The 21,351-nt window shown below is 69.4% G+C and carries 23 protein-coding genes; 10 read left to right on the forward strand and 13 right to left on the reverse strand.

The genetic code is table 11. The features are described from left to right. Positions 1–37 precede the first annotated feature (37 nt). Genes fliP through csrA form a run of 7 tightly spaced genes read left to right on the forward strand, consistent with a single transcriptional unit; the run spans position 38 to position 6,805 of the window. Positions 38–925 (forward strand): flagellar type III secretion system pore protein FliP, encoded by an 888-nt coding sequence (fliP, locus tag KY500_RS05745; protein WP_255579829.1) that lies wholly within the window; start codon positions 38–40, stop codon positions 923–925. After that, positions 925–1,200, forward strand: coding sequence for a flagellar biosynthesis protein FliQ (gene fliQ, locus KY500_RS05750; protein WP_066595006.1), 276 nt, complete (start codon positions 925–927; stop codon positions 1,198–1,200). The genes fliP and fliQ overlap by 1 nt, the downstream gene beginning before the upstream one ends. Next, on the forward strand, positions 1,201–1,959 hold the full coding sequence (locus tag KY500_RS05755; RefSeq protein ID WP_219902711.1) for a flagellar biosynthetic protein FliR: 759 nt from the start codon (positions 1,201–1,203) through the stop codon (positions 1,957–1,959). Beyond that, positions 1,959–3,140, forward strand: a complete 1,182-nt coding sequence (locus KY500_RS05760) for a flagellar biosynthesis protein FlhB (RefSeq protein ID WP_219902712.1) — start codon at positions 1,959–1,961, stop codon at positions 3,138–3,140. Before KY500_RS05755 ends, KY500_RS05760 begins: the two co-directional genes overlap by 1 nt. Positions 3,141–3,194: 54 nt before the next feature. After that, positions 3,195–5,192: a flagellar biosynthesis protein FlhA gene (locus KY500_RS05765; protein ID WP_255579920.1), complete on the forward strand. Its 1,998-nt coding sequence runs from the start codon at positions 3,195–3,197 to the stop codon at positions 5,190–5,192. A gap of 19 nt (positions 5,193–5,211) precedes the next feature. Beyond that, a complete protein-coding gene (locus KY500_RS05770; RefSeq protein ID WP_219902714.1) occupies positions 5,212–6,537 on the forward strand; it encodes a hypothetical protein in 1,326 nt (441 codons plus the stop codon). A gap of 4 nt (positions 6,538–6,541) precedes the next feature. Further along, the gene (gene csrA, locus KY500_RS05775; RefSeq protein ID WP_219902715.1) at positions 6,542–6,805 is read left to right on the forward strand and encodes a carbon storage regulator CsrA; all 264 of its coding nucleotides are present in this window, start codon (positions 6,542–6,544) and stop codon (positions 6,803–6,805) included. Between the two features lie 62 nt (positions 6,806–6,867). Here csrA and KY500_RS05780 read toward each other — a convergent pair whose 3' ends face one another. The 5 genes from KY500_RS05780 to KY500_RS05800 all read right to left on the reverse strand — a co-directional run bounded on the left by KY500_RS05780 (position 6,868) and on the right by KY500_RS05800 (position 12,292). Continuing rightward, the gene (locus tag KY500_RS05780) at positions 6,868–7,944 is read right to left on the reverse strand and encodes a glycosidase (RefSeq protein ID WP_219902716.1); all 1,077 of its coding nucleotides are present in this window, start codon (positions 7,942–7,944) and stop codon (positions 6,868–6,870) included. Between the two features lie 2 nt (positions 7,945–7,946). Next, entirely contained in the window at positions 7,947–8,780 is an 834-nt protein-coding gene (locus KY500_RS05785; RefSeq protein ID WP_219903309.1) for a carbohydrate ABC transporter permease, read from the reverse strand. 65 nt (positions 8,781–8,845) lie between these two features. Then, entirely contained in the window at positions 8,846–9,805 is a 960-nt protein-coding gene (locus KY500_RS05790) for a carbohydrate ABC transporter permease (RefSeq protein ID WP_219902717.1), read from the reverse strand. A gap of 5 nt (positions 9,806–9,810) precedes the next feature. Beyond that, positions 9,811–11,145, reverse strand: coding sequence for an extracellular solute-binding protein (locus tag KY500_RS05795; protein ID WP_219902718.1), 1,335 nt, complete (start codon positions 11,143–11,145; stop codon positions 9,811–9,813). A 76-nt stretch (positions 11,146–11,221) separates the two neighbouring features. Continuing rightward, positions 11,222–12,292 (reverse strand): LacI family DNA-binding transcriptional regulator, encoded by a 1,071-nt coding sequence (locus KY500_RS05800; protein ID WP_219902719.1) that lies wholly within the window; start codon positions 12,290–12,292, stop codon positions 11,222–11,224. A 142-nt stretch (positions 12,293–12,434) separates the two neighbouring features. Between KY500_RS05800 and KY500_RS05805 the strand changes: the two genes are divergently transcribed. Beyond that, the gene (locus KY500_RS05805; RefSeq protein ID WP_219902720.1) at positions 12,435–13,934 is read left to right on the forward strand and encodes a lipase maturation factor family protein; all 1,500 of its coding nucleotides are present in this window, start codon (positions 12,435–12,437) and stop codon (positions 13,932–13,934) included. Here KY500_RS05805 and KY500_RS05810 read toward each other — a convergent pair. The 8 genes from KY500_RS05810 to idi are packed head-to-tail and all read right to left on the reverse strand — an operon-like array spanning position 13,928 to position 20,041. Further along, the gene (locus tag KY500_RS05810) at positions 13,928–14,296 is read right to left on the reverse strand and encodes an RNA-binding S4 domain-containing protein (protein WP_219902721.1); all 369 of its coding nucleotides are present in this window, start codon (positions 14,294–14,296) and stop codon (positions 13,928–13,930) included. The genes KY500_RS05805 and KY500_RS05810 overlap by 7 nt on opposite strands. A 44-nt stretch (positions 14,297–14,340) precedes the next feature. Further along, positions 14,341–15,252 (reverse strand): prenyltransferase, encoded by a 912-nt coding sequence (locus KY500_RS05815; RefSeq protein ID WP_219902722.1) that lies wholly within the window; start codon positions 15,250–15,252, stop codon positions 14,341–14,343. Then, positions 15,249–15,599 carry a lycopene cyclase domain-containing protein gene (locus KY500_RS05820; RefSeq protein WP_219902723.1) on the reverse strand — a complete coding sequence of 117 codons (351 nt, stop codon included), beginning with the start codon at positions 15,597–15,599 and terminating at the stop codon, positions 15,249–15,251. The genes KY500_RS05815 and KY500_RS05820 overlap by 4 nt, the downstream gene beginning before the upstream one ends. After that, positions 15,596–15,922, reverse strand: coding sequence for a lycopene cyclase domain-containing protein (locus KY500_RS05825; RefSeq protein ID WP_219902724.1), 327 nt, complete (start codon positions 15,920–15,922; stop codon positions 15,596–15,598). Before KY500_RS05825 ends, KY500_RS05820 begins: the two co-directional genes overlap by 4 nt. Positions 15,923–15,929: 7 nt before the next feature. Then, positions 15,930–17,549 carry a phytoene desaturase family protein gene (crtI, locus tag KY500_RS05830; protein WP_219902725.1) on the reverse strand — a complete coding sequence of 540 codons (1,620 nt, stop codon included), beginning with the start codon at positions 17,547–17,549 and terminating at the stop codon, positions 15,930–15,932. Next, positions 17,546–18,454, reverse strand: a complete 909-nt coding sequence (locus KY500_RS05835; protein WP_219902726.1) for a squalene/phytoene synthase family protein — start codon at positions 18,452–18,454, stop codon at positions 17,546–17,548. Before KY500_RS05835 ends, crtI begins: the two co-directional genes overlap by 4 nt. Then, positions 18,451–19,497 carry a polyprenyl synthetase family protein gene (locus KY500_RS05840; RefSeq protein WP_219902727.1) on the reverse strand — a complete coding sequence of 349 codons (1,047 nt, stop codon included), beginning with the start codon at positions 19,495–19,497 and terminating at the stop codon, positions 18,451–18,453. Before KY500_RS05840 ends, KY500_RS05835 begins: the two co-directional genes overlap by 4 nt. Continuing rightward, positions 19,490–20,041, reverse strand: a complete 552-nt coding sequence (gene idi / locus KY500_RS05845) for an isopentenyl-diphosphate Delta-isomerase (RefSeq protein ID WP_370626898.1) — start codon at positions 20,039–20,041, stop codon at positions 19,490–19,492. The genes KY500_RS05840 and idi overlap by 8 nt, the downstream gene beginning before the upstream one ends. Before the next feature lie 83 nt (positions 20,042–20,124). Between idi and KY500_RS05850 the strand changes: the two genes are divergently transcribed. Next, complete coding sequence (locus tag KY500_RS05850; RefSeq protein WP_219902728.1) at positions 20,125–20,721, forward strand: MarR family winged helix-turn-helix transcriptional regulator; 597 nt, start codon at positions 20,125–20,127, stop codon at positions 20,719–20,721. A gap of 22 nt (positions 20,722–20,743) precedes the next feature. Further along, positions 20,744–21,271, forward strand: a complete 528-nt coding sequence (locus KY500_RS05855) for an adenine phosphoribosyltransferase (RefSeq protein ID WP_255579830.1) — start codon at positions 20,744–20,746, stop codon at positions 21,269–21,271. Positions 21,272–21,351 lie beyond the last annotated feature (80 nt).

The following is a 21,351-nucleotide window of genomic DNA, read 5'->3' on the forward strand; positions in this document are numbered from 1 at the left end:
ACCCGGGCCGATCCGTCGACCGTCACGCCCGCGCGCAGTGGTCGGTGAGCGGCGCCGCCGGCTGGCTCGCATCGGCGTCGCCGCCGCCCTGATCCTCATCATCGTGGCCGCCCTGATGATGCTGGTCGCCTCGGCAGGACACGCTGCCGGAAACACGACCGGCCACAGCCACGCCCTGGCGGTACCCGCCGAACCGATCGCGCCCACCGACCCGGCCACGCCCACCCCCGTGGCCACGCCGGCGGCCACCCCGGGCACCGGGCTCACGGTGGAGATCAACGGTCCGGACGGCGCCCCCTCCTCGGCCATCGTGACCCTGATCGGCATCACGCTGCTGTCGGTGGCCCCGGCGCTGCTGCTGATGATGACGTCGTTCACCAAGATCTTCGTGGTTCTCGCCATGACCCGCAACGCCCTCGCGCTGCCGTCGATCCCGCCGAACCAGGTGCTCGCCGGTCTCGCCCTGTTCCTGTCGCTGTTCATCATGGCTCCCGTGCTCACCGACATCAACACTGATGCCCTGCAGCCCTACCTCAACGGCACCATGACCTTCGACGACGCCGTGACGACAGGGTCGGAGCCGCTGCGTACCTTCATGCTCGCGCACACCAGGCAGGAGGACCTCGCCCTGATGGTGCGCGCCTCCGACCAGCCCAACCCGGCCAACACCGCCGCCGTATCGCTGCTCACCCTCATCCCGGCGTTCATGATCTCCGAACTCCGGGCCGCGTTCATCATCGGCTTCGTGATCTTCATCCCGTTCCTGGTCATCGACCTCGTGGTGTCCGCGGCGCTGATGTCGATGGGCATGATGATGCTGCCACCCGTGATGATCTCCCTGCCGTTCAAGATCCTGCTGTTCATCCTCGTCGACGGCTGGGGCCTGATCATCACGACTCTGGTCAACAGTTACCGGGGTGGCTGATGGACTCCAACGCCGTTCTCGACATCGGGCTGCAGGCCATCGTCGTGGCCGCCAAGCTCTCCGCGCCCATCCTGATCACCGCCCTGGTGGTCGGCTTCGCGATCTCCCTCGTGCAGTCGATCACACAGATCCAGGAGGTGACGCTCTCCTTCGTGCCCAAGGCCATCGCGGTCTGCGTGGCCATGCTCATCTGCGGACACTGGATGATCTCGGAGATCGTCTCGTTCACCACCAATCTGTTCGACAAGATCCCCGGCCTCATCGGCGGTGGCTAGGTGAACATCACCCTGGACTTCGGCTGGCTCGAAGCCGTGCTGCTCGCGGGTGTGCGCATGGTCGCGTTCCTCGTGATCGCGCCGCCGTTTTCGTTCAACGCCTTCCCACTGCGCATCAAGGGCATGCTCGCCGTGGGGCTGGCCCTGGCCGTCGCCCCACGCGTGGTGCCCGGCTACGCCTCGCCGGACACGGGCGGGTTCATCCTGGCGCTGCTGCTCGAGATCCTCGTGGGCGGGGTGTTGGGCTTCCTGGTGCTCGTCGTCTTCTCCGCCATCCAGTCCGCCGGTAACCTCATCGACCTGTTCGGCGGCTTCCAGCTGGCCCAGGGCTTCGACCCGCAGTCGATGGTCAACGGTGCCCAGTTCACTCGGCTTTACCAGATGACCGCGCTGGCGCTCCTGTTCGCCTCCGGTGGCTACCAGCTCATCCTCGGTGGACTCGCCCGGTCGTTCGCCGCCCTGCCGGTCGGCGGCGGAATCGACCTCGCCGTGCCCCTCGAGGCCATCACCGCAGCCGTCGGCCAGATGCTCCTGGCCGCTGTGCAGATCGCCGGCCCCCTCATCGTGGTGCTGTTCCTCGCCGACGCGGGCCTCGGCCTCCTCACCCGGGTGGCGCCCGCGCTGAACGCCTTCGCCCTCGGCTTCCCGCTCAAGATCCTCATCACCCTCACCCTCGGCGCGGCCGGCTTCATGGCCCTCCCAGGCATCGTGGCGTCCCTCACCGACGACGCGGTCACAAGCATGTGGGGGGTGCGCTGATGAGCGATTCGGGCGAACGCACCGAACAAGCCACCGAGAAGCGGATGCGCGAGGTGCGCTCCAAGGGACAGCTCTCCCGCTCCCAGGACCTCACGGCGTGGGTCGGCATCGGCGCTGCCGCGGTGATGATGCCCCTCACCATCCAGGCCGGTGCCGCCGCCGGGCGGACACAACTGTTCGACATCCGTGCGGTGGCCGAGAACCCCGACCCGCAACGTGCGCTGGACCTGCTCGGTGAGGGACTCGGCGCTATGGGCGGCATCCTCACCCCGATGCTGATCGTGGTGTGCGTGGCGGTCCTGGCCGGGTCGATCGCCCAGGGCGGTATCCACATCAAGAAGCTCGCCGGCAAGTACGACCAGTTCAACCCGGTCACCGGACTGGCCCGCACCTTCGGCAGCCAGGCCCTGTGGCAGGGGGTGAAGGCACTGCTGAAGACCGTCGTCGTCGGCGTGGTGCTGACGAGCGTGATCCAGGGCCTGACGCCGGTGCTCATGACCGCCGGGGGACTGCCCGTGACCGTGCTGATCGGCGCCGCCACGGACGGCACCGCCGCGCTGGTGCAGTCGGCCGTGATCGCCGGTCTCGTGCTGGCCGCCGCCGACGTGTTCGTGGTGCTGCGGCGCAACCGCAAGCGCACCCGGATGACCAAGAAGGAGGTCACCGACGAGCACAAGAGCTCGGAGGGCGACCCGCTGATCCGCTCCCAGCGCCGGGCCCGGCAACTGGCGATGAGCCGCAACCGCATGATCGCCGCGGTCGCCACCGCCGACGTGGTGCTGATCAACCCCACCCATTTCGCCGTGGCCCTGCGCTATGAGCCGGGTAAGTCGGCACCGCGCGTGGTCGCCACGGGTGCCGGGGTGATCGCCGCCCGCATCCGCGAGCAGGCGGAGACCGATGCCGTGCCCATCGTCAAGGACATCCCGCTCACCCGGGCGCTGCACAGCGCCTGCGCCCTCGGTGACGAGATCCCGGTGGAGCTCTACAACGCGGTCGCCCGGGTGCTCGCCTTCGTGCTGGCGCTCAAGACCCGCGGCTCCCGATCCGGCGTTCACACCATGACCACCCCGCCGGCGCCGCCCCCGCCGGCCCGCCATCGCGGCGCGCCCACCCCGCCCGGTCCCACAAGACACCCCTCGCACCTGCCCACTCGTATCCGCACCACGGAGGCCACCTAAGTGAACAGCACCCTCGCGAAACTCGCCGTCCCGGTCGGGGTGGTCGGCATCATCATGCTCCTGGTGGTCCCGGTGCCGGCCGTGCTCCTGGACGTGCTGATCATCGTCAACATCCTGCTGGCCCTGGTGACCCTGCTCACCACGATGTTCGTCAAGAAGCCGCTGGACTTCTCGGTCTTCCCGTCGTTGCTGCTCGTGGCCACGCTGTTCCGGCTGGGCCTCAATGTGGCCTCCACCCGCCTCGTGCTCGGGCAGGGCTACGCCGGGCAGGTGATCGCGTCGTTCGGGCATGTGGCCGTCGGCGGCTCGATCATCATCGGCGCGGTGATCTTCCTGATCCTCGTCGTCATCCAGTTCGTCGTGGTCACCAAGGGTGCCGAACGTGTCGCAGAGGTGGGCGCCCGGTTCACCCTCGATGCCATGCCGGGCAAGCAGATGGCCATCGACGCCGACCTGAACGCCGGCCTCATCACCGACGTGCAGGCCAAGGACCGCCGTGCAGAGGTCTCGGCCGAGGCCGACTTCTACGGTGCCATGGACGGCGCCTCCAAGTTCGTCAAGGGCGACGCGATCGCCGGCATCATCATCATCGTGATCAACCTGATCGGCGGCATCGCGATCGGCATGCTGCAGCGGGGCATGGAGATCGGCGACGCGCTGAACACCTACGCCCTGCTCACCATCGGCGACGGCCTGGTCACCCAGATCCCTGCGCTTCTGATGGCCGTCTCCACCGGCATGATCGTCACCCGGTCCAACGCCGAGTCCGACATCGGCGCCACAGCGTCCGCCCAGCTCACCCAGTCCCGCATGGCCCTGATGATTGCCGGAGCCGCCGCCATCCTGATGGCGCTCATCCCCGGCATGCCGATCATCCCGTTCGTGGTCGTCGGCGCCGGCCTCATCGTGCTCGCCCAACGCATCAAGGGCAACGAGGCCAGGGCCAAGGCCGGCGCAGCGGCTGCCGTGGCCGTCGAGAGCCGCGCCCCCCGGTCAGACACCGCCGAGGAGCTCATCGAGCAGATGCGCGTGCACGCCCTGGAGATTCAGCTCGCACCGGACCTGGTCGACCTGGTGTCCGGCGCATCCGACGATCTGCTCGCCCGGGTGCGGGCGCTCCGCCGCAAGGTCGCCCTCGACCTGGGCATGGTGGTGCCCCCGGTCCGCACGAGGGACAACGTCGACCTGCCGCCGGCCACCTACTCCATCCGCATTTCCGGCGTCGAGGCCGGGCGGGGGATCGCCCCGGCCGGCAAGGTGCTCGCGCTCGGCGATAACCTGGAGTCCCTGCCGGGCACTGCGACGGTCGAACCGGTCTTCGGTCTGGCCGGCAAGTGGGTGTCCAGCGAGATGCGGCCCCGGGCCGAGATGGCCGGCGCCACCGTGATCGACCGGGTGTCGGTGCTCGTCACCCACCTGTCCTCGATCATCACGGGCAACGCCGCGCGGCTGCTCACCCGCGAAGACGTGCGGGTGCTCACGGATGGTGTGCGCCAGGTGAGTCCCTCCGCCGTCGACGACCTGGTGCCCGCCCTGCTCTCCCTGGCCGAGGTTCAGCGGGTGCTGCAGGGCCTGCTCGGCGAGCAGATCCCGATCAACGACCTGCCGCGCATCTATGAGGCCCTCTCGGTGCGGGCCAAGGTGTCCGTGGACCAGGAGGGGCTGGTCGAGGCGGCCAGGCAGGCGCTGGGCCCCGCGCTGACCGCCCTGTATGTCGACGGCGGGGTGCTCCGGGTGATCATGATCGAACCGGGGCTCGAGCAGTCCATGCTCGAGGGTATGCGGCCGAGCGACCAAGGCAGCCAGATCCTCCTGGACCCGGTGCGGATCGACGCCATCCTCGGCTCACTGCAGAGCGCCATAGCCACCGTCGAGGCCAGCGGACGCACGGCGGTGCTGGTCTGCGCGCCGGCCTTGCGCCCCGCCATCCGGCGCCTGGTCTCGGCGCAGTCCGGCGGCCTGCCGGTGCTGTCCTACGAAGAGGTCACCTCCGCCCGCGTGGCCATCGAAACCGTGGGGGTGGTCCGTGGAACCGCGACGATTCCGGCTTGAGGGTGCGTCGCTTCCGAAGTTGCGGGAACGTGTACGCGCCGAGCACGGGCGGGATGCCCGCATCGTGCGGGCCGAACAGATCACCGTCGGCGGTATCCGCGGCTATTTCGCCAAACGGCACGTGGAGGTGACGGTCGAGGTTCCCGTCGAGGTATTCGTGGAGGTGCCGTCCGCCGGCCGGCGCCGCGGCAGGGATGAGCTCACCACCAGGCTCGGCATCGCGGCCCTGCTCGACGACGCCGACGCGGCCGAGTCCGAGTTGATCGGCATCGGGACAGGCCCAGACCGGGCGGGCGCGGGGGCGACCGGTGCCGGTTCCGCGGGCGCCGGCACGAGTGGCGCCGGCTCTGCCGGCAGCGGTCCGGCGGGCAGCGGTGCGAACGGAGTGGGGTCGACCGGAGTGGGCCACGGAGCCGCCGGCGCGACGGGTGCCGGCGGGGCGGATGCCGCATCGAGCGGTGCCGCACAGCCGGGGGAGACCGAGAGTCCCGTGGACGTCGATCCTGCCGGACAGGCCGCGCCGCGCCGCGCCGCATCCGCGCGTGAGAGGCGGCCGGAAGCGGTGTCCACCGGCACGCCCGACTTCGCCCGGCTGATGGACGACCTCACCTTCGCCACCTCACCCGGCCGCGGCGGGCCGGGTCAGACGGCCCCGAAGGTCGCATCCGGGCCCGGTACCGGCTCCGGTACGGCCTCGTCGGGCATCGAGGCACCTGAGCTCCCTCTCGAACTCAGTGTTGCGGCCCCTGCACTGCTCGCCGGCCCGGGCGACCTGGTGCTGCTGGTCGGGATACCTGACGACGTGCTCGAGGTCGTGCGACTGCTCTCGACAGCTCCAGGCGCGCCGATCTTCGCCGCCAGTGACCGGATCATCGACCGGCGCGGCGCGCTGGCCGCCCGGGCCAGGGGAGTGGAGCAGGGGCGGAGCATCATGGTCGCCTGCCCGGCACCCGGCCCGTTCGCGCTGTCCGGTCCCGGTGGTGCGACCGGAGCGTCCGGCGCCGACGTCGCCGCCCTGGCAGCGCTGGGCGCAGACCAGGCCTGGGCCGTCGTGCATGCCGGACGGAAGGCCGCCGACACCGCCCGGTGGGTGAGTGCCGCGCGGGCCACCCTGGACATAGACGCCCTCGCGGTGGTGGGCGCCGAGTCCACGGCCACCCCGGGCACGGTGCGCCGGCTCGGCCTTCCGATCGGGTGGATCGCCCCGGCCCAGCGATCTCCGTCGGGCCCGGTGGGCACGCAGCAGCAGGCCAGGACCCCGGTGCAGGAGCGGCCCGGCACGCCCGCCGACTCACGTCTGCAACACGGCCCCGAGGGGCCGAACGACCCGTTCGCGATAGGCTGAGCGGATGCTGGTTCTCACGCGCAAACAGGGGGAAAAGATCCTCATCGGTGACGATATCGTCATCACCGTGCTCGACGTCCGCGGCGACAGCATCCGCATCGGGGTGGACGCCCCGCGCGGTATCTCGATCCAGCGGGCCGAGATCCTCACGGCCGTCACCGAGGCCAACCTCGAGGCGAACATGGCCGCCGGCCGGTCCGACGAGGCCGCCGCCGACCAGCTCAGGTCCAGCCTCGGCCTGCCTGCCCCGGTGACGCCCGCCCCGTAATCACCGGCCCGACGGCCCCGTCCCAATTGTCCGGTTCGGGACCAGTTCTGGGTGGGGGCGGCTCAGTCGAGCGGGCGGCGGTCCATCCGGGCCACGCCGATCTTGGAGTCGGCCATACCGTAGAACACGTAGAGCTGACCCTCGATCTCCTCGATCGCGGTGGGGAAGACCACATTGGGCACGATCCCGCTGGTCTCATCGGGCGTCTCGGCCTTCAGCAGCGGTTCCTCGGTGCGTGCCAGCACGATCGTGGGGTCGTCCGCGTCTAGGATCATGGCGCCGGCGGCATAGTTCACCTTCTGCTGCTGGTCGAACGCGCTGTTGATCACCCCGGTCACACCGTGGTGCAGCAGCAGCCAGCCCTCCGGAACCCGCATCGGAGCGGGGCCGCCGCCGATCTTGAGCTCTTCGAAGGCAAACTCCGGTCCGGCCAGGAACCGGTGCCCGCGCCACATCGTGAGGGCGGAGACATCCGCCAGCACCTCGGACACCGGGATGTAGCTGATCCAGATGCTCTGGCGCTGGTCGGTCACCCCGGCCGGCACCCGGATACCCTCGCCGGGGCGGGTCTCGCCCAGGTCCCACATGGGCCGGTGCAGCACCGCGAAGCTGGCCACGCCGTCCGGGGCGGTCACCGGCTCCGGGAAGAAGACGGTGTCCTTGTTGTGGAACAGGTTGAGGTCCATGTCGAGGGCGTCATCGTAGGCGAACAGGGCCGGGCCCAGTCGCCGCCATTCGCGGAGATCCTCCGACACGGCCACCGCGGTGCGCGGACCGAGCGGCCCGTAGGCCACGTAGGTCATCACGTGCAGCCCGAGGAACGGCACGAAGGTCACCCGGGGATCCTCCACGCCGGCATTGTTGGCGCCGCGTTCCCAGCCACGGTCGGGGGCGAGGACGACGCCCTCGCGTTCGACGCCGGTGGGTACACCGTCCTCGATGATCAGGCGCGCCAAGCCGACCCTGGAGACGTTGCCGGTGGCGACCAGGCGGGGGAGAAGGTACAGGGTGCCGTCTGGCGTGCGGCCGGTCGCCGGGTTGAGCACGCCCTCGGCCTCGAGCTCATTGCCGTCTTCCGGCGTCATGATGACGCCCATCCGGGTGAGGGTGTACGGGAATGCGGTGCTGACGGTGTGCATGGCTAACCTTTCACGCCCGAGCCGATATTGCTCGAGACGAAGTGACGCTGGAACAGGATGAACAGGAGCACTGCCGGGCCGGCCAGAACACAGGCGCCGGCCAGGATGGCTCCGAAGGGGTTGGCCGCCGTGGCGGCGACATTGCTGAGGTAGTTCGCCAGGGAGACGGCGAGCGGTTGCAGCGAGGCTTCCTTGGTGATCAGGAACGGCCAGAGGAACTCGTTCCACGGGCCGATGAAGGTCAACAGCACCACAGTGAGCAGCGCGGGCCGCACGAGCGGCAACGCGATCCGGCGCAGGATCCGCAGCTCCCCGGCACCGTCGATGCGGGCCGCATCGAAGAGTTCCTTGGGGATCTGCAGGAAGTACTGCCGGAAGATGATCACCGCGGTCGAGTTGATGGCGAACGGCAGGATCATTCCCAGGTAGTTGTCGGCGAGGCCGTAGTCCCTGGCGATCATCACGTAGAGCGGGATCATCAGGAGCTGGAATGGCACCACCTGCACCAGCAGCGCCAGCGCAAAGGTCACTCCGCGGCCGCGCCATTGCAACTGCGCAAGGGCGTACCCCACCAGGACACCGAACACGACGGTGCACAGGATCACGCCGCCGGTGAAGATGCCCGAGTTGAGAAGCCCCTGCAGCAGGTTGATCCGACCGTTGATGTCGGCGTAGTTGTCGAGAGTCAGGTTGGCCGGGTTGGGGAAGGCCCCCGCGATGGTCGAGTCCGGCTTGGTCTGGAGCGATCCGATGACCATGTAGTAGAACGGGAACAGGAACACCAGTGCGCCGACCAGCAGCACGACGCCGCGCAGGATGTTCTGGCCGCGGCTCATACCGTCCGCCCGGTGGGTGCGGTCGGGTGCCTCAGCGGTGCTGGGCCGCTCGGTGCGTGTGCGGCTCATGATTCGTCACCCCCGGCGAGCTTCCGCTGGATGAAGGCGAGGATGAGGACACCGATCACGAGGATCACTCCGATCGCGGCCGCCGTGTCCGGCGAGCCCTGTTCGATACCGCGCTGGTACATGATCAGCACAGGGGAGGTGGAAGCGCCGTTCGGGCCGCCGCCGCCGGTGAGCAGGTACGGCTCGGTGAAGAGGTTGGCGCCGGTCACGGTCGACAGCAGCAGCACGAGCACCGTCGCCGGGCGCACACCGGGCACGGTGACCGAGAAGAAGCTGCGGATCTTGCCCGCACCATCCGTCGCGGCTGCCTCGTAGAGCTCCTCGGACACGTTCTGCAGCGCGGCCAGGTAGAGCAGGATGAAGAACCCCAGGCCCTTCCAGGTGACGAAGATCGCGATGGTGGGCATGGCCCACTGCTCGTTGATCAGCCAGGCCGGATCGGGGGCCAGTGGGCCCAGGATCTGGTTCACCAGCCCGTTGCCGCTGAACAGGAAGATCCACACGCCCACGACCGCCACGGATGCGGTGACATACGGCACGTAATACGACACGCGCAGGAAGGTGCGGAAACGCACCGCCTTGTTCAGGGCGCTGGCGAGAACGAGCGAGAGCACCACGGTGAGCGGCACGTTGATCAGCAGGAAGATCCCCACGTTGCCGAATGACCGGATGACGGCGGGATCGCTGAGCACCTCTTGGAAGTTGGCCAGCCCCACGAAGGGCCGGTCGACCTGGGCACCGGGAGCGGCAAAGAAGTAATCGTGGAACGACATCCAGAAGGCGAACACCAGGGGATAGGCGAAGACCGCGAGCACGAAGATCAGGTACGGTGCGCTGAGCAGGAGCCCGAACGGGTTCTTGCCCAGCCACTGGCGCTTGCGGCCCGGGCGGGCGCCCCCGCCGGCAGGCGTTGCAGGCCTGGCGGCGAGGGGTCGTTTCGGGGTGACGGTGGACATGATGGCTACGGCTGCGTGATCAGGTCGTTGATCTTTGTGGCCGCGTCATCCAGGGAACCGGCCACATCACCGTCTCCGGTGATCACCGACTTGGTGTACGCGTCGCGGAAGGCCTGCCACACGGCGACCGAGTTGGCGACGCTGGGCACCTCGACCGTGCGGGACGCCTGGTCACCGAACTGCTGGTACGCGGGGTTGGCCGTGAAGTAGTCCGGGTACACCGTGGTGAGGTCGGCTCGCAGCGGCATCTGGCCGGTCAATTCGAGGAGCTGGCCGTCCTGCTCCTCGCTGGTGGCGAACTTCAGCACATCCCAGGCCGTGGCCTGGTTCTCGCAGGCGGTGAACATGCCCACGTTCTTGGCGTCGCTGAAGGTGTAGGTGTCCTCGGCCGGGATGCCGGCGCTGGTGGGGACGGGAACCGCTCCCCAGTTCACGGCGTCCTTGTAGACCGACACCGCCCACGGGCCGACGATCGACATGGCCGCCTGGCCGTCGGCGAACGAGTCACCCTGGTACTGCTCCTTGCCGGCGAGGCCCTCCGAGTACAGGGTCTTCCAGAACTCGGCCACCGCGGCACCGTCGGCGTCGTTGAAGGTGGCTTCGCTGTCCTCGACGAGCTGTGTGCCGCCGGTCTCGGCCGCGTAGAGCGGGTAGAAGTCGAACCAGCTCTGGAAGAACTGGCTGGTGGGGGCCGGATAGATGGCGTTGGGGGCTGCGCCGCTGGCGACCAGGGTGCGCGAGGTGGCGAGGAAGTCATCATAGGTGGACAGCTGCGGGTTCTCGGGGTCGAGCCCGGCCGCGGCGAACATGTCCTTGTTGTAGAAGATCATGACGGGGTTCGACTTCCAGGGCATCTGGTAGTAGTCCCCGTCGGCGTCCTGGTACTGCGACGACGCCTCTCCGGTGCGTTCCTCGATGTAGCTGGCGCCGTCCTCGAAGCTGCTCAGATCGACCAGACCGCCCTGCTTCTGGAACTGTGGCACCGCGACGGGGGCGGTGTTGAAGACCAGGCAGGGCGCGTTGCCGGCCGTGATGGCGGCTCCGATGACCTCTTCACTGCTCTTGCCGGCGGGGATCTCCTGGGCCTTGACCTGCTCATCGGGATGGTCGGCGTTCCAGGCCGAGACCATCTGCTTGCCCCAGGCGATCTCGGTCTCGTTGTTGGAGTACCAGATGGTGATGTCGCCGCGGGAGTCCGAGCCGCCGGAAGAGGCGCCTCCGCTCGAGCAGGCGCCCAGGGCGACGATCATGGCGGCGGAGGTGGCTGCCGCGGCGAGGAGCCTGGCGTTGCGGCGCCTGCTCTGGCGGTTCGTGCTGGTGATGCGGGTGCGGGTATGCATGCGATTCTCCATTCATGAATCCGCAGCGGCTCTGCTGCGGAACGGTAGTGCGGGGCATGTCCGGCGGGACACGTCCCTAGTAGGACGGTGGGGCGGATGCCGATCCCCGCACGATCAGGCGGGCAGCGGGCAGCTCGACATCCTCGGCGCTGCCGGTGCGGATCAGCCCGAGAAGCGTGCTCGCCGCGGCTCGGCCCCAGACCATGGGGGTGGCGCCGACGGTGGTCAGGGCCGGGTAGACATACCGGGCGAACTCGATGTCGTCGAAGCCGGTGATGGACAGGTCGTCGGGGACCCGCACGCCGAGCTCCTGGGCGACACCGATGCCGGCAATGGCCATCGGGTCGTTGGCGAAGACGATGGCGGTGGGCCGTTCACTCTGGCTCAGCAGCCGCCGAGTGGCATCCGCGCCGGCCGCGATCGAGAAGTCAGTTTCGACGACCTGCCCCTGGCCGAGCCCGGCGGCCTTCATGGCCTGCGTGAACGCATCCCGCCGCCGACTCCCGTGCAGCATGGCCGGGCTGCCGGCGACATGGGCGATGCGGCGGTGGCCGAGGGAGCTGAGATGCCGAACGGACTCGGCGATGCCCTGGGTGTCGTCGATGGACACCGCGGGAAACGGGCTCGGCTGGTCCGGCCGGCCCAGGGTCACGGTCGGCAGGGCGAGCTCGGTCAGGCAGGGGATGCGCGCATCGTCCCGGCGGAGGTCGCTGACGAAGACGCCGTCGACCCGGCCGTCGGCGACGAGGGTGCGGTAGGTGGCCAGCTCGGTCTTCTCATCGGGAACGACGCTGAGGACGAGGGCCAGCCCTTCCGGGGCCAGGATGGTTTCGACGCCGGCGATGAAGGAGGTGAAGAAGGGGTCGGAGCCGAGGACCTCGGGGTCCCTGGCGATGACCAGGCCCAGGGCGAACGACCGCTGCGAGGAGAGCGACCGGGCCCGGAGCGACGGCGTCCAGCCGAGCCGGCCGGCGACGGAGAGGATACGGGCCCGCGTCTCGGCGGAGACTCCCGGTCGGTCGTTGAGGGCGAACGACACCAGCCCCTTGCTGACCCCGGCCTGACGGGCGACGTCGGCGATGGTCACCTTGGCCGCGTCCTTCGACGCTGACGCAGCGGGTGTGCTGGAATCCGGGTGGGAATCCATGCGGAGCCTCCTCGTTGATGGCGTTCCCGGTTCGGCGGACTGCTGTGCTGAACCGGTTTAGAGTCAAACTATACCGGTTTAGCCGATGACGTCAAGGGTCTCCTTGTCGGGCAACGCGGGTGCGCCTAGGGTGGGCAGCACCATGGAGTGGTTCGGGACCGGCGACTACGACATCGCCCGCGAGGTGCTGCAACGGGGGATCGCCGCGATCTTCCTGATCGCCTTCGTTTCCGCGCTCGCCCAGTTCCCGGCTTTGTTGGGCGACAACGGCCTGCTGCCCGTCCGCCGGTTCACCCAGGTGGTGAGCATGCGCCGGGCGCCCAGCCTGTTCCAGTGGCGGTATTCAGACAGGTTGCTGCGCCTGGTCGCCTCGGGGTGCGTCCTGCTGGCCGCGTCGGTGCTCCTCGGCCTGCCGCAGGCCGGTCCGGCCTGGCTGCCGATGCTCGTCTTCCTGGTGCTCTTCGGGGCCTACCTCTCCATCGTCAACGTGGGGCAGACGTTTTACGCCTTCGGCTGGGAGAGCCTCCTGGTCGAGGCGGGCTTCATCGTCGCGTTCCTCGGCTCCGATGCCGTGGCCACACCGCTGCCGATCCTGCTCTTCCTGCGCTGGCTGGTGTTCCGGCTCGAGTTCGGCGCCGGACTGATCAAGATCCGCGGCGGCCGGGAGTGGCGGGACCTCACCGCGCTGTTCTACCACCACGAGACCCAGCCGATGCCCAATCCGGTCAGCTGGTTCGTGCACCACCTGCCCCGGTGGTTCCACCGCGGCGAGGTGTTGGCCAACCACGCCGTTCAGCTGGTGTTGCCGTTCCTGCTCTTCGCTCCGCAGCCCGTGGCGTCTGTCGCCGCGGGCATCATCGTGCTCAGCCAGCTCTGGCTGGTGCTCACGGGCAATTTCGCCTGGTTGAACTGGATCACGATAGTTCTGGCCGCCTCCGCGATCAACGACGCGTCGTTCCGCTGGCTCGGCGGATGGGTCGTGCCGGCCCTGCGGGAGCCGGCACCGTTGGAGGCGCAGGGGGAGCAGCCCCAGTGGTTCGTCGTGGTGGTGCTGGCCGTGACGACCCTGCTGCTGGTGCTCAGTTACTGGCCGGCCCGCAACCTGTTCCGGCGGCGGCAGCTCATGAACGCGAGCTTCAACCCTTTCCACCTGGTGAACGCCTATGGGGCCTTCGGCACGGTCACCAAGGAACGCTTCGAGGTGGTGGTCGAGGGCAGCGCGAACGAGGATCCCCGCACCGAGGACGGGTGGCTGGCCTACGAGTTCCGTGGCAAGCCAGGCGCAATCGGCCGGGTACCCGGGCAGTTCGCCCCGTACCACCTGCGGTTGGACTGGCTGATGTGGTTCCTGGCCCTTGGCGCCCGTGACACTGGCTGGTTCGAAGTCTTCCTGGCCCGACTGCTGCAGGGAGATCGGGCCACCCTGCGCCTTCTGGCCGGCAACCCGTTCCCGGGAGCGCCGCCGCGCTTCGTGCGGGCGCGGGTGTTCCGCTACCGGTTCAGCACCCCGGCCGAGCGCCGTGCCGGGCAGGTGTGGTGGGTGCGCACAGAGGCCGGCGTGCTGGTGCCGCCGGTGACCCTGCCTCCCCAGGGGCCGCCCTCGGCCTCCCCGTCCGCACCGCCGCAGGCTAGCGGTCAGTAGCCGCGCAGCTCCTCGATGTCCCGGCGCTCGCGCTTGGTGGGCCGGCCGGCGCCCCGGTCGCGCATCGGCACCAGGGCCACCTCCTCGCGGGGCGGCGGCGGCGGGGTGTTGTCCACGAAGCACTCCGCGGCCACGCTCGGCCCCACGCGCTTGACGATGATCCGCGACACCACGAGCACCCGGTCGAACCCATTGGACCTGATGCGCACCTCGTCGCCCGGTTTGACCGCCTGAGCGGACTTGGCCCGCTCGCCGTTCACCCGCACGTGCCCGGCCCGGCAGGCCGCGGTGGCCTGGGAGCGGGTCTTGTACATCCGCACCGCCCAGGCCCAGCTGTCGACGCGGGCGCTCTGCAGTTCCATGCCTCGACTCTACGCGGCGGCGGCGGCCGCAGGACGACGCCGGCTCAGCGCACCACGACCCAGACGATCAGCAACATGGTCACCAGGAACCCCGTGAAGAAGTTCAATCGGAGGAACCGCTTCCAGCCGTTGTTGGCCCGTTCGGAATCGGCGTCGCTGATCGACCGGTACGGCCACGCGGCGAGCACGTAGGGGATCACGAGCAGTGCGGCGAGGGGCCCCGGCCAATCCGTCACGAGCATCAACAGGCCCGCCAGCACCCAGAAACCGATCGCCAGGCGCACGGTCTGGGCAGCGCCGAACGCCGTGGCGATCGAGCTGATGCCACCCTGGCGGTCGGGTTCGACATCCTGCACGGCGCCGAACGCGTGGCTGGCGATACCCCAGAAGAAGAACGCCGTGAGCAGCGCCACGAGGTCGGGGGTGATCAGGGCGCCGGCCACGGCGAGGCCGTACACCGCCGGGCTGACGAAGTGGATGCTCGAGGTCACCGAGTCCAGCACCGGGCGTTCCTTGAACCGCAGGCCGGGGGCCGAGTAGGCCACCACCGCGAACAGGCTGAGCGCCAGCACGACCCACGACCAGGGGTTCACGCCGGCGAGCAGCACCATGGCGAGCAGCACCGGCAGGGCCGTGGCTACGCCGGAGACCAGCACCGTGCGGTGCATGCTCCGGTCGAGCATGGCTCCCTCGACGCCGCCCTTCCGGGGATTGCGCAGGTCGGACTCGTAGTCGAAGACGTCGTTGATGCCGTACATGAGCAGGTTGTACGGAATGAGGAAGAACAGGGTGCCCACCACGAGCAGGGCGTCGACCCGTCCGGTGCTGACGATATAGGCGGCCGCGAAGGGAAACGCCGTGTTGATCCAACTGAGCGGGCGCGACGAGAGCAGCACCTGGCGTGCGGTGTGGCCGAGGCCCGTCGCCGGTCGTGGTCGGGGTGCCGATTCGGTCATTGTCTGCCTTCCGATCGTGACGGACCCCGGCCCCTCGAGCTCCGCCGGGAGTCACCGCCGAGCAGCGACCAGACCGCGGGCAGCAGGAGCGCCGCCGCCACGGGATAGGCGAAGTCCTCCAGGGGAGCGATCCCCACGAAGAATCCGGAGATCAGGGCCGGGTCGTAGTCGACCAGTCCCACTCCGATCATGATGTTATCGAACACCGCGGTCAGCAGGAGCACGGCCACCAGGGCGAGTCCCGCCGCCGGGACCATTCGGCGGTACCCCGGCCGGCGCAGGAACGCCACGGCGGCCACGATGGCGGCCAGGCCGAGGAACAGGATATTGAGCAGGGTGTAGGTCACGCGGTGCGCCTCGTCTCCAGCAGCATCCGCACGCCCTGCAGCGCGTTCATGAACAGGTAGCAGAGGAAGGTCAGGAAGAAGAACTCCTCGACGGGCAGCTCGGGCGCCAGCTGCAGCCCGGTCATGAAGTCGGTCTCGCCGCGGTAGAAGATGCCGGCGCCGATGCCCCAGAGGTCCCAGGCCAGGAAGAAGCCAACCCCGATAGCCAGAACGGCGGCCGCCGCTACGGGCGCGCGCCAGAAGAACAGCCCGAACCGCCGGTCGAGCACGACCATGCCGGTCAGTGAGACGAGCAGGGCCAGCAGGTACAGCACACCCGGCATCGAGGTGTCACCGCACCCTGGCGCCGGCCGGACCGCTCGGCAGGGGCTCGGGTAGCGGACCTGTGCTCACGTCACCGCGGATGCGCTTGAGCAGGATCTCGGCGCTGATCAGGCACATCGGCAGACCGATGCCCGGGATGGTGCTGCCGCCGGCGTAGTACAGGCCGTCGATGTGCCGTGACACATTGGTGCCGCGGAAGAACGCGCTCTGCTTGAGCGTGTGCGCCGGGCCCAGGGCCCCGCCCTTCCAGGAGTTGAGGTCGTCGGCGAAGTCGGCCGGGCCGATCGTGCGACGCACCACGATGCGTTCGGCCAGGTCGGGGATACCGGCCCACTCGGCGAGCTGGCCGATCGCGGCGTCCGCGATGCCCTCGACCGTGTCGGAGCCGGCGCCGTTGACACCGCCGTGGCCGAGGCCGGTGTCGGCGGGCACGGGGATGAGCAGGAACAGGTTGCTCGCACCGTCCGGGGCGACCCCGGGATCGGTCGCGCTGGGCATGCAGGCGTAGAACGACGCCGGGTTCGGCACCGAGGTCTCTTGACCGAAGATGCGGTCGAAGTTGTCGGCCCAGTCTTTCGTGAAGAACAGGGTGTGGTGGGTGAGCTTGGGCAGGTCACCCGTCACACCGAGCAGAACGAGCACCGCGCCGGGCCCGGAGGTGCGCTTCTGCCACCAGCGCTCGGGGTAGGTCTGCTTGGCCGGCTCCACGAGCTCGGTCTCGGTGTGGTGCAGGTCGGCGGCGGAGACGACGATGTCGGCATCCAGCGTCACGGTCGCTCCGGCCGCAGTGGTGTAGCGCACGCCCTCCACGGCGGCCTTGGCAGAACGGCCGGCCGGGGTGGCGCCCGAACGGATGGCTTGGACCCGGGCGCCGGTCTCGATCGTGACGCCCTGGGCGCGGGCGAGGTCGGCGATGCTGTCGATCAGGCGGGTGAAACCGCCCTGCGGGTACAGCACGCCGTCGGCGAGGTCGAGGTGGCTCATCAGGTGGTACATGGACGGGGTGCGGTCGGGCGAGGAGCCGAGGAACACGGCGGGGTAGCCGAGGATCTGCCGGATCCGGGGGTCGCGGAAGTAGCCGGCCACGAACCTGTCCAGGGGCTGCAGCAGCAGTCGGCCGAGCCGACCCATCCGGGAGAGCACATCGCGCACCAGCAGGGGCTTGAACGAGGCGAAGCTGGTGTACAGGAACCTGTCGACGGCCATGTCGTACGTCTCCCGCGCCGAGGCGAGATAAGTCTCCAACCGGGCGCCGGCGCCGGGCTCGAGGCTCTCGAAGAGCCGAATGTTGTCGGCGCGGTCGGCGCGCACGTCCACGGGCTCGGCGTCGGACTCGAAGTAGACCCGGTAGCCGGGGTCGAGGCGGGTGAGCTCGAGCTGTTCGGCCGCGCTCGTGCCCATCAGGCGGTAGAAGTGCTCGAACACCTGCGGCATGAGGTACCACGACGGCCCGGTCTCGAACCTGAACCCGTCGGCCTCCCAGAACCCGGCCCGGCCGCCGAGGGTGTCGTGCGCCTCGAGAAGCGTGACCTCGTGGCCCTCCTTGGCCAGCAGGGCGGCGCTGGCCAGCCCGGCGATGCCGCCGCCGATCACGACGGTGCGGATGGGTGTTGTCGGGCGGCTCATCGGCGCCACGCCTGCGGGCCGAGCGAGGACGACAGGGCGATCATCAGTTTCTCCGGATCCGGCACTCGCACGCGGGTGCTCATCAATTCGTGGGCGGGGGTCTCCCGCAGTCTCGCAGACAGCCTGGCGAACAGGTGGTGTGCGGCCGTCACGGCGCGTCGGCTGCCGGTCGGCAGCAGCGGAAGGACCCGCTCGGCGGCCTCGAGGTCGGCGTCCATGTCGTCGAGCAGGAGGTCTTTCTGCGGGTCGGTGAGCCGGGCCAGGTCGATTCCGGGGAAGTAGTTCCGGCCGAGCGCATCGCGGTCGGCGGCCAGATCGCGGAGGAAGTTGACCTTCTGGAAGGCCGCGCCGAGGCTGCGGGCACCGTGGACCAGCTCGGCCCGCTCAGCGGGGGTGCGGGGGGAGTCCTGCAGGAAGCTCTGCAGGCACATCAGCCCCACGACCTCCGCCGAGCCGTAGATGTACTCCGCGACGCTTGCGGCCGTGAAGGGCGCCGGGTCGAGGTCGCGGCGCATCGACGCGAAGAACGGGCGGGTGAGTGCGGGCTCGATCCCCACGCGGCGGGCGGTGAGGGCGAAAGCGTGCACCACCAGGTTGGTGCTGAAGCCCCGGGTCATGGCGCGCTCGGTCTCCTGCTCCAGGTCGTCCAGCAGCTCGCGCTGGCCGGCCAAGTCGATGCCGGCCTCGGCGGCGGCGCCGTCGACGATCTCGTCGGCGATCCGCACGAGAGCGTAGATGGTGCGCACATCCTCGCGCACACCGGGCGCCAGGAGGCGGGCGGCGAGTCCGAACGACGTCGAGTAGTGCCCGATCACCGTGGCGGAACTGGCGAGGGCGGCGGCATTGTAGGTACCGAGAGTGGTGGGCAGGGCGCTGGTGCGGGTCCCCGCGGTGTCGCGGCTCATTTGCGGCGGGTCACGGCGCTGCGCGCCAGCTGGGTCAGGGTGGTGCGCAGGTCTTCGGGCATCAGCGGCACGGCAAGGGCCTCCACGGCGCGGCCGGCGTATTCGCGGGCCAGCGCATCCGTGGTTTCGAGGGCTCCGCACTCGCGCAGATGCGTGCGAACGGACTCTGCCTCGGGTTCGGTCAGATCGTCTTTGCCCAGGAACGGCGCGATCAGCGGCCACCGGTCGGTGGCGCCGGCGTGCGCGATCAGGGCGGTCTGCTTGCCCTCCCGCAGGTCGGCGAGCACGCTCTTTCCGGTGGTGTCCGGGTCGCCGAACACACCGAGCAGGTCGTCGGTGAGCTGGAAGGCCACGCCGATCAGACGACCGAACCGGCCGAGGGCGTCGATGGCTTCCTCTGGTGCGCCGGCCAGCACGGCGCCGGCCTGCAACGGTGCCTCGAACGAGTAGATCGCCGTCTTGTGCTCGAGTGTGGCGATGACCTGATCGATGGTGAGCGGCACCCGGCTGACCGTGTTGGTCACATCTGCCAGCTCGCCCGCGGCCGACACGAACACGGCCCGGTCGAGGAGGTCGAGCAGGCGGGCGCGCACGGTGGTCTCCACCGGGAGCAGGGCGAGGGCGCGGTGGGCCTCGCTCAGGGCCAGGTCACCGGCCAGGATGGCGGCGGTGGCTGCCCAGGCCTCGGCCTGACCGGTGCCCGCACCGTGCGCGATGGCGCGCTCGGTGAACCGTCCGGCGATGTTGGCCATGCCGCGGCGGGAGAGGTCACGGTCGATCACGTCGTCGTGGATCAGGAACGCGGTGTGCAGCAGCTCGAAGCTGACCGCCACGGGGGTGGACAGGGTGTGATCGGTGCCGCCGAAACCGTCGTACGCGGCCAGAACCAGTGCCGGGCGTACCCGCTTGCCGCCACGGCTGGCCAGATCGAGGGCGTCCCAGAGCGCCACGTAGTGCTCGCCGTAGTCACTGGCACGCAGCCGCGCGGCCGCGAAGAAGCGGTGCAGTTCGGTCTCGACGCCCAGCGTCGCGATCTCATGCACCGAAGTTCTCCAATTCACGCATCTGCAGGACCATCCAGGGGCTGAAGGCGAAGGGGCTGGCCAGGACGGAGCGCCGCAGCACCTCAGGGTCGGTCCAGGTGAACTCCATCACCTCGTCCGCGTTGGCCGTCAGGTCGCCCACGGCGCGGGCGAGATAAACCGGGCACACCTCGTTCTCGACGATTCCGCTGCTGTCGGTGGCACGGTAGCGGAACAGCGGGAGGGCGAGCTCGATGTTCTCGATCCGCAGACCGAGCTCGAAGTCGGCGCGGCGGTGTACGGCGTCGGTAAGGGTCTCGGCCGGAGCCGGGTGGCCGCAGAAGGAGTTCGTCCAGACGCCGGGCCAGGTCTTCTTGCCCAATGCCCTGCGGGTGAGCAGGACCTCGCCACGCTCGTTGAAGACGTAGCAGGAGAATGCCAGGTGCAACGATGTATCGGCGCCGTGCACACTGCTCTTGGGCGCGGTGCCGATCTCGAGGCCATCCTCGTCGAGCAGAACGACCCAGTCGTCTACCCGGTCCATGGTGTTTTCTGCTGTGTGCATCACGGCACTCCCTCTCGTGCAGCCAAGATACCCGAAAAAATTACCTAACCGAGTTAGCGATATTCGAGGCTAGCATGGTGCCTATGCCCACCGACGCCCAACCTGCCGGGCAAGCTGAAGCCGACCGTTCGGGCGGCTTCTGGTACCCGGCCTCCGGCGGCGCTCCCTTGAGCGCCGTGGACGTCCTACGCGCCGTCCGGCGGTTCCGGGCAGCCGATCTCGCCATGCGCAACCGGGCGCGGACGGGTATGGACATGCACGATACCGACCTCGTCGCCGTGCGGCACCTGATCGCGGCGGAGGAGCGCGGCGAACCCATCGGGCCCAAGGACCTGACCCGGCATCTGGGGATCTCCACCGCCGCCACGGCCAAACTGCTCACCCGTCTCGAGGCCGCCGGCCGGTTGCGCCGGGAACCGCACCCGAGCGATCGCCGGGCACAGGTGCTGCACGCCACCGGCGCCGCGCACGAGGAGGTACGCCGGGCTCTCGGGTCGGCGCATCAGCGTATGCTCGCCGCCGCAGAGAAACTCAGTCAGTCGGAGCAGCTCGCGGTGGTGAGTTTCCTCGACGAGCTCAGCGGGGCCATGGATGAACCGCCCGAGCCGAAGGAGCCGACGAACGACGAAGAGGCGGCTGCCGGGACCTCCGGCCTACCGGGGGCGCCGCGGCGGCCGTGACCGCGACGGTACCCTGGAGGACGTGATTGTTCCCGCAGCCCAGCACGTGCACACCCTCCTCGCCTCCTACCCCGACTTCCCGCTTCCCGGCATCCTGTTCCGCGATCTCAACCCGGTCTTCGCGGATGCCGTGGCGTTCCGGGCCATCATCGACGAGCTGACCGAGCGCTATCGGGGCCAGTTCGACGCCGTCGCCGGGATCGAGGCCCGCGGCTTCCTGCTCGCGGCCGGCATCGGCTACGCCGCCGGATGCGCCGTGCTCGCCGTGCGGAAGGGCGGCAAGCTGCCCGGCACGGTCCTGGCCGAGGAGTACGACCTGGAGTACGGTTCTGCCCGGCTCGAGCTCGAGGTAGGCCAGCTGCCCGCCGGCACCCGGGTGCTCATCGTGGACGATGTGCTCGCAACGGGCGGCACCGTCGCGGCGACGGCACGACTGGTCGAGCGCGCCGGCTACACCATGGTGGGTGTGGGCGTGGTGCTCGAGCTGGCGGACCTCGACGGCCGCAGCCGCATCGGCGACACGCCAGTGCACACCATCATCGCGCTGTAGCGCTGAACCGAGCCGCCGTCCCTGGCGGCAACTCCACCCGCTACGGACACGTGCACCCGGAACGCCGGGTGCAGTTGTCC

The sequence above is a fragment of the Cryobacterium sp. PAMC25264 genome, from assembly GCF_019443325.1.
Taxonomy (GTDB): domain Bacteria; phylum Actinomycetota; class Actinomycetes; order Actinomycetales; family Microbacteriaceae; genus Cryobacterium.

Bases quoted from the DNA above. Each gene is read 5' to 3' on its own strand.
- fliQ (WP_066595006.1), top strand. From the start codon at position 925: ATGGACTCCAACGCCGTTCTCGACATCGGGCTGCAGGCCATCGTCGTG.
- KY500_RS05760 (WP_219902712.1), top strand. From the start codon at position 1,959: ATGAGCGATTCGGGCGAACGCACCGAACAAGCCACCGAGAAGCGGATG.
- KY500_RS05765 (WP_255579920.1), top strand. From the start codon at position 3,195: ATGCTCCTGGTGGTCCCGGTGCCGGCCGTGCTCCTGGACGTGCTGATC.
- csrA (WP_219902715.1), top strand. From the start codon at position 6,542: ATGCTGGTTCTCACGCGCAAACAGGGGGAAAAGATCCTCATCGGTGAC.
- KY500_RS05780 (WP_219902716.1), bottom strand. From the start codon at position 7,944: ATGCACACCGTCAGCACCGCATTCCCGTACACCCTCACCCGGATGGGC.
- KY500_RS05785 (WP_219903309.1), bottom strand. From the start codon at position 8,780: ATGAGCCGCGGCCAGAACATCCTGCGCGGCGTCGTGCTGCTGGTCGGC.
- KY500_RS05790 (WP_219902717.1), bottom strand. From the start codon at position 9,805: ATGTCCACCGTCACCCCGAAACGACCCCTCGCCGCCAGGCCTGCAACG.
- KY500_RS05795 (WP_219902718.1), bottom strand. From the start codon at position 11,145: ATGCATACCCGCACCCGCATCACCAGCACGAACCGCCAGAGCAGGCGC.
- KY500_RS05800 (WP_219902719.1), bottom strand. From the start codon at position 12,292: ATGGATTCCCACCCGGATTCCAGCACACCCGCTGCGTCAGCGTCGAAG.
- KY500_RS05805 (WP_219902720.1), top strand. From the start codon at position 12,435: ATGGAGTGGTTCGGGACCGGCGACTACGACATCGCCCGCGAGGTGCTG.
- KY500_RS05810 (WP_219902721.1), bottom strand. From the start codon at position 14,296: ATGGAACTGCAGAGCGCCCGCGTCGACAGCTGGGCCTGGGCGGTGCGG.
- KY500_RS05815 (WP_219902722.1), bottom strand. From the start codon at position 15,252: ATGACCGAATCGGCACCCCGACCACGACCGGCGACGGGCCTCGGCCAC.
- KY500_RS05825 (WP_219902724.1), bottom strand. From the start codon at position 15,922: ATGCCGGGTGTGCTGTACCTGCTGGCCCTGCTCGTCTCACTGACCGGC.
- crtI (WP_219902725.1), bottom strand. From the start codon at position 17,549: ATGAGCCGCCCGACAACACCCATCCGCACCGTCGTGATCGGCGGCGGC.
- KY500_RS05835 (WP_219902726.1), bottom strand. From the start codon at position 18,454: ATGAGCCGCGACACCGCGGGGACCCGCACCAGCGCCCTGCCCACCACT.
- idi (WP_370626898.1), bottom strand. From the start codon at position 20,041: ATGCACACAGCAGAAAACACCATGGACCGGGTAGACGACTGGGTCGTT.
- KY500_RS05850 (WP_219902728.1), top strand. From the start codon at position 20,125: ATGCCCACCGACGCCCAACCTGCCGGGCAAGCTGAAGCCGACCGTTCG.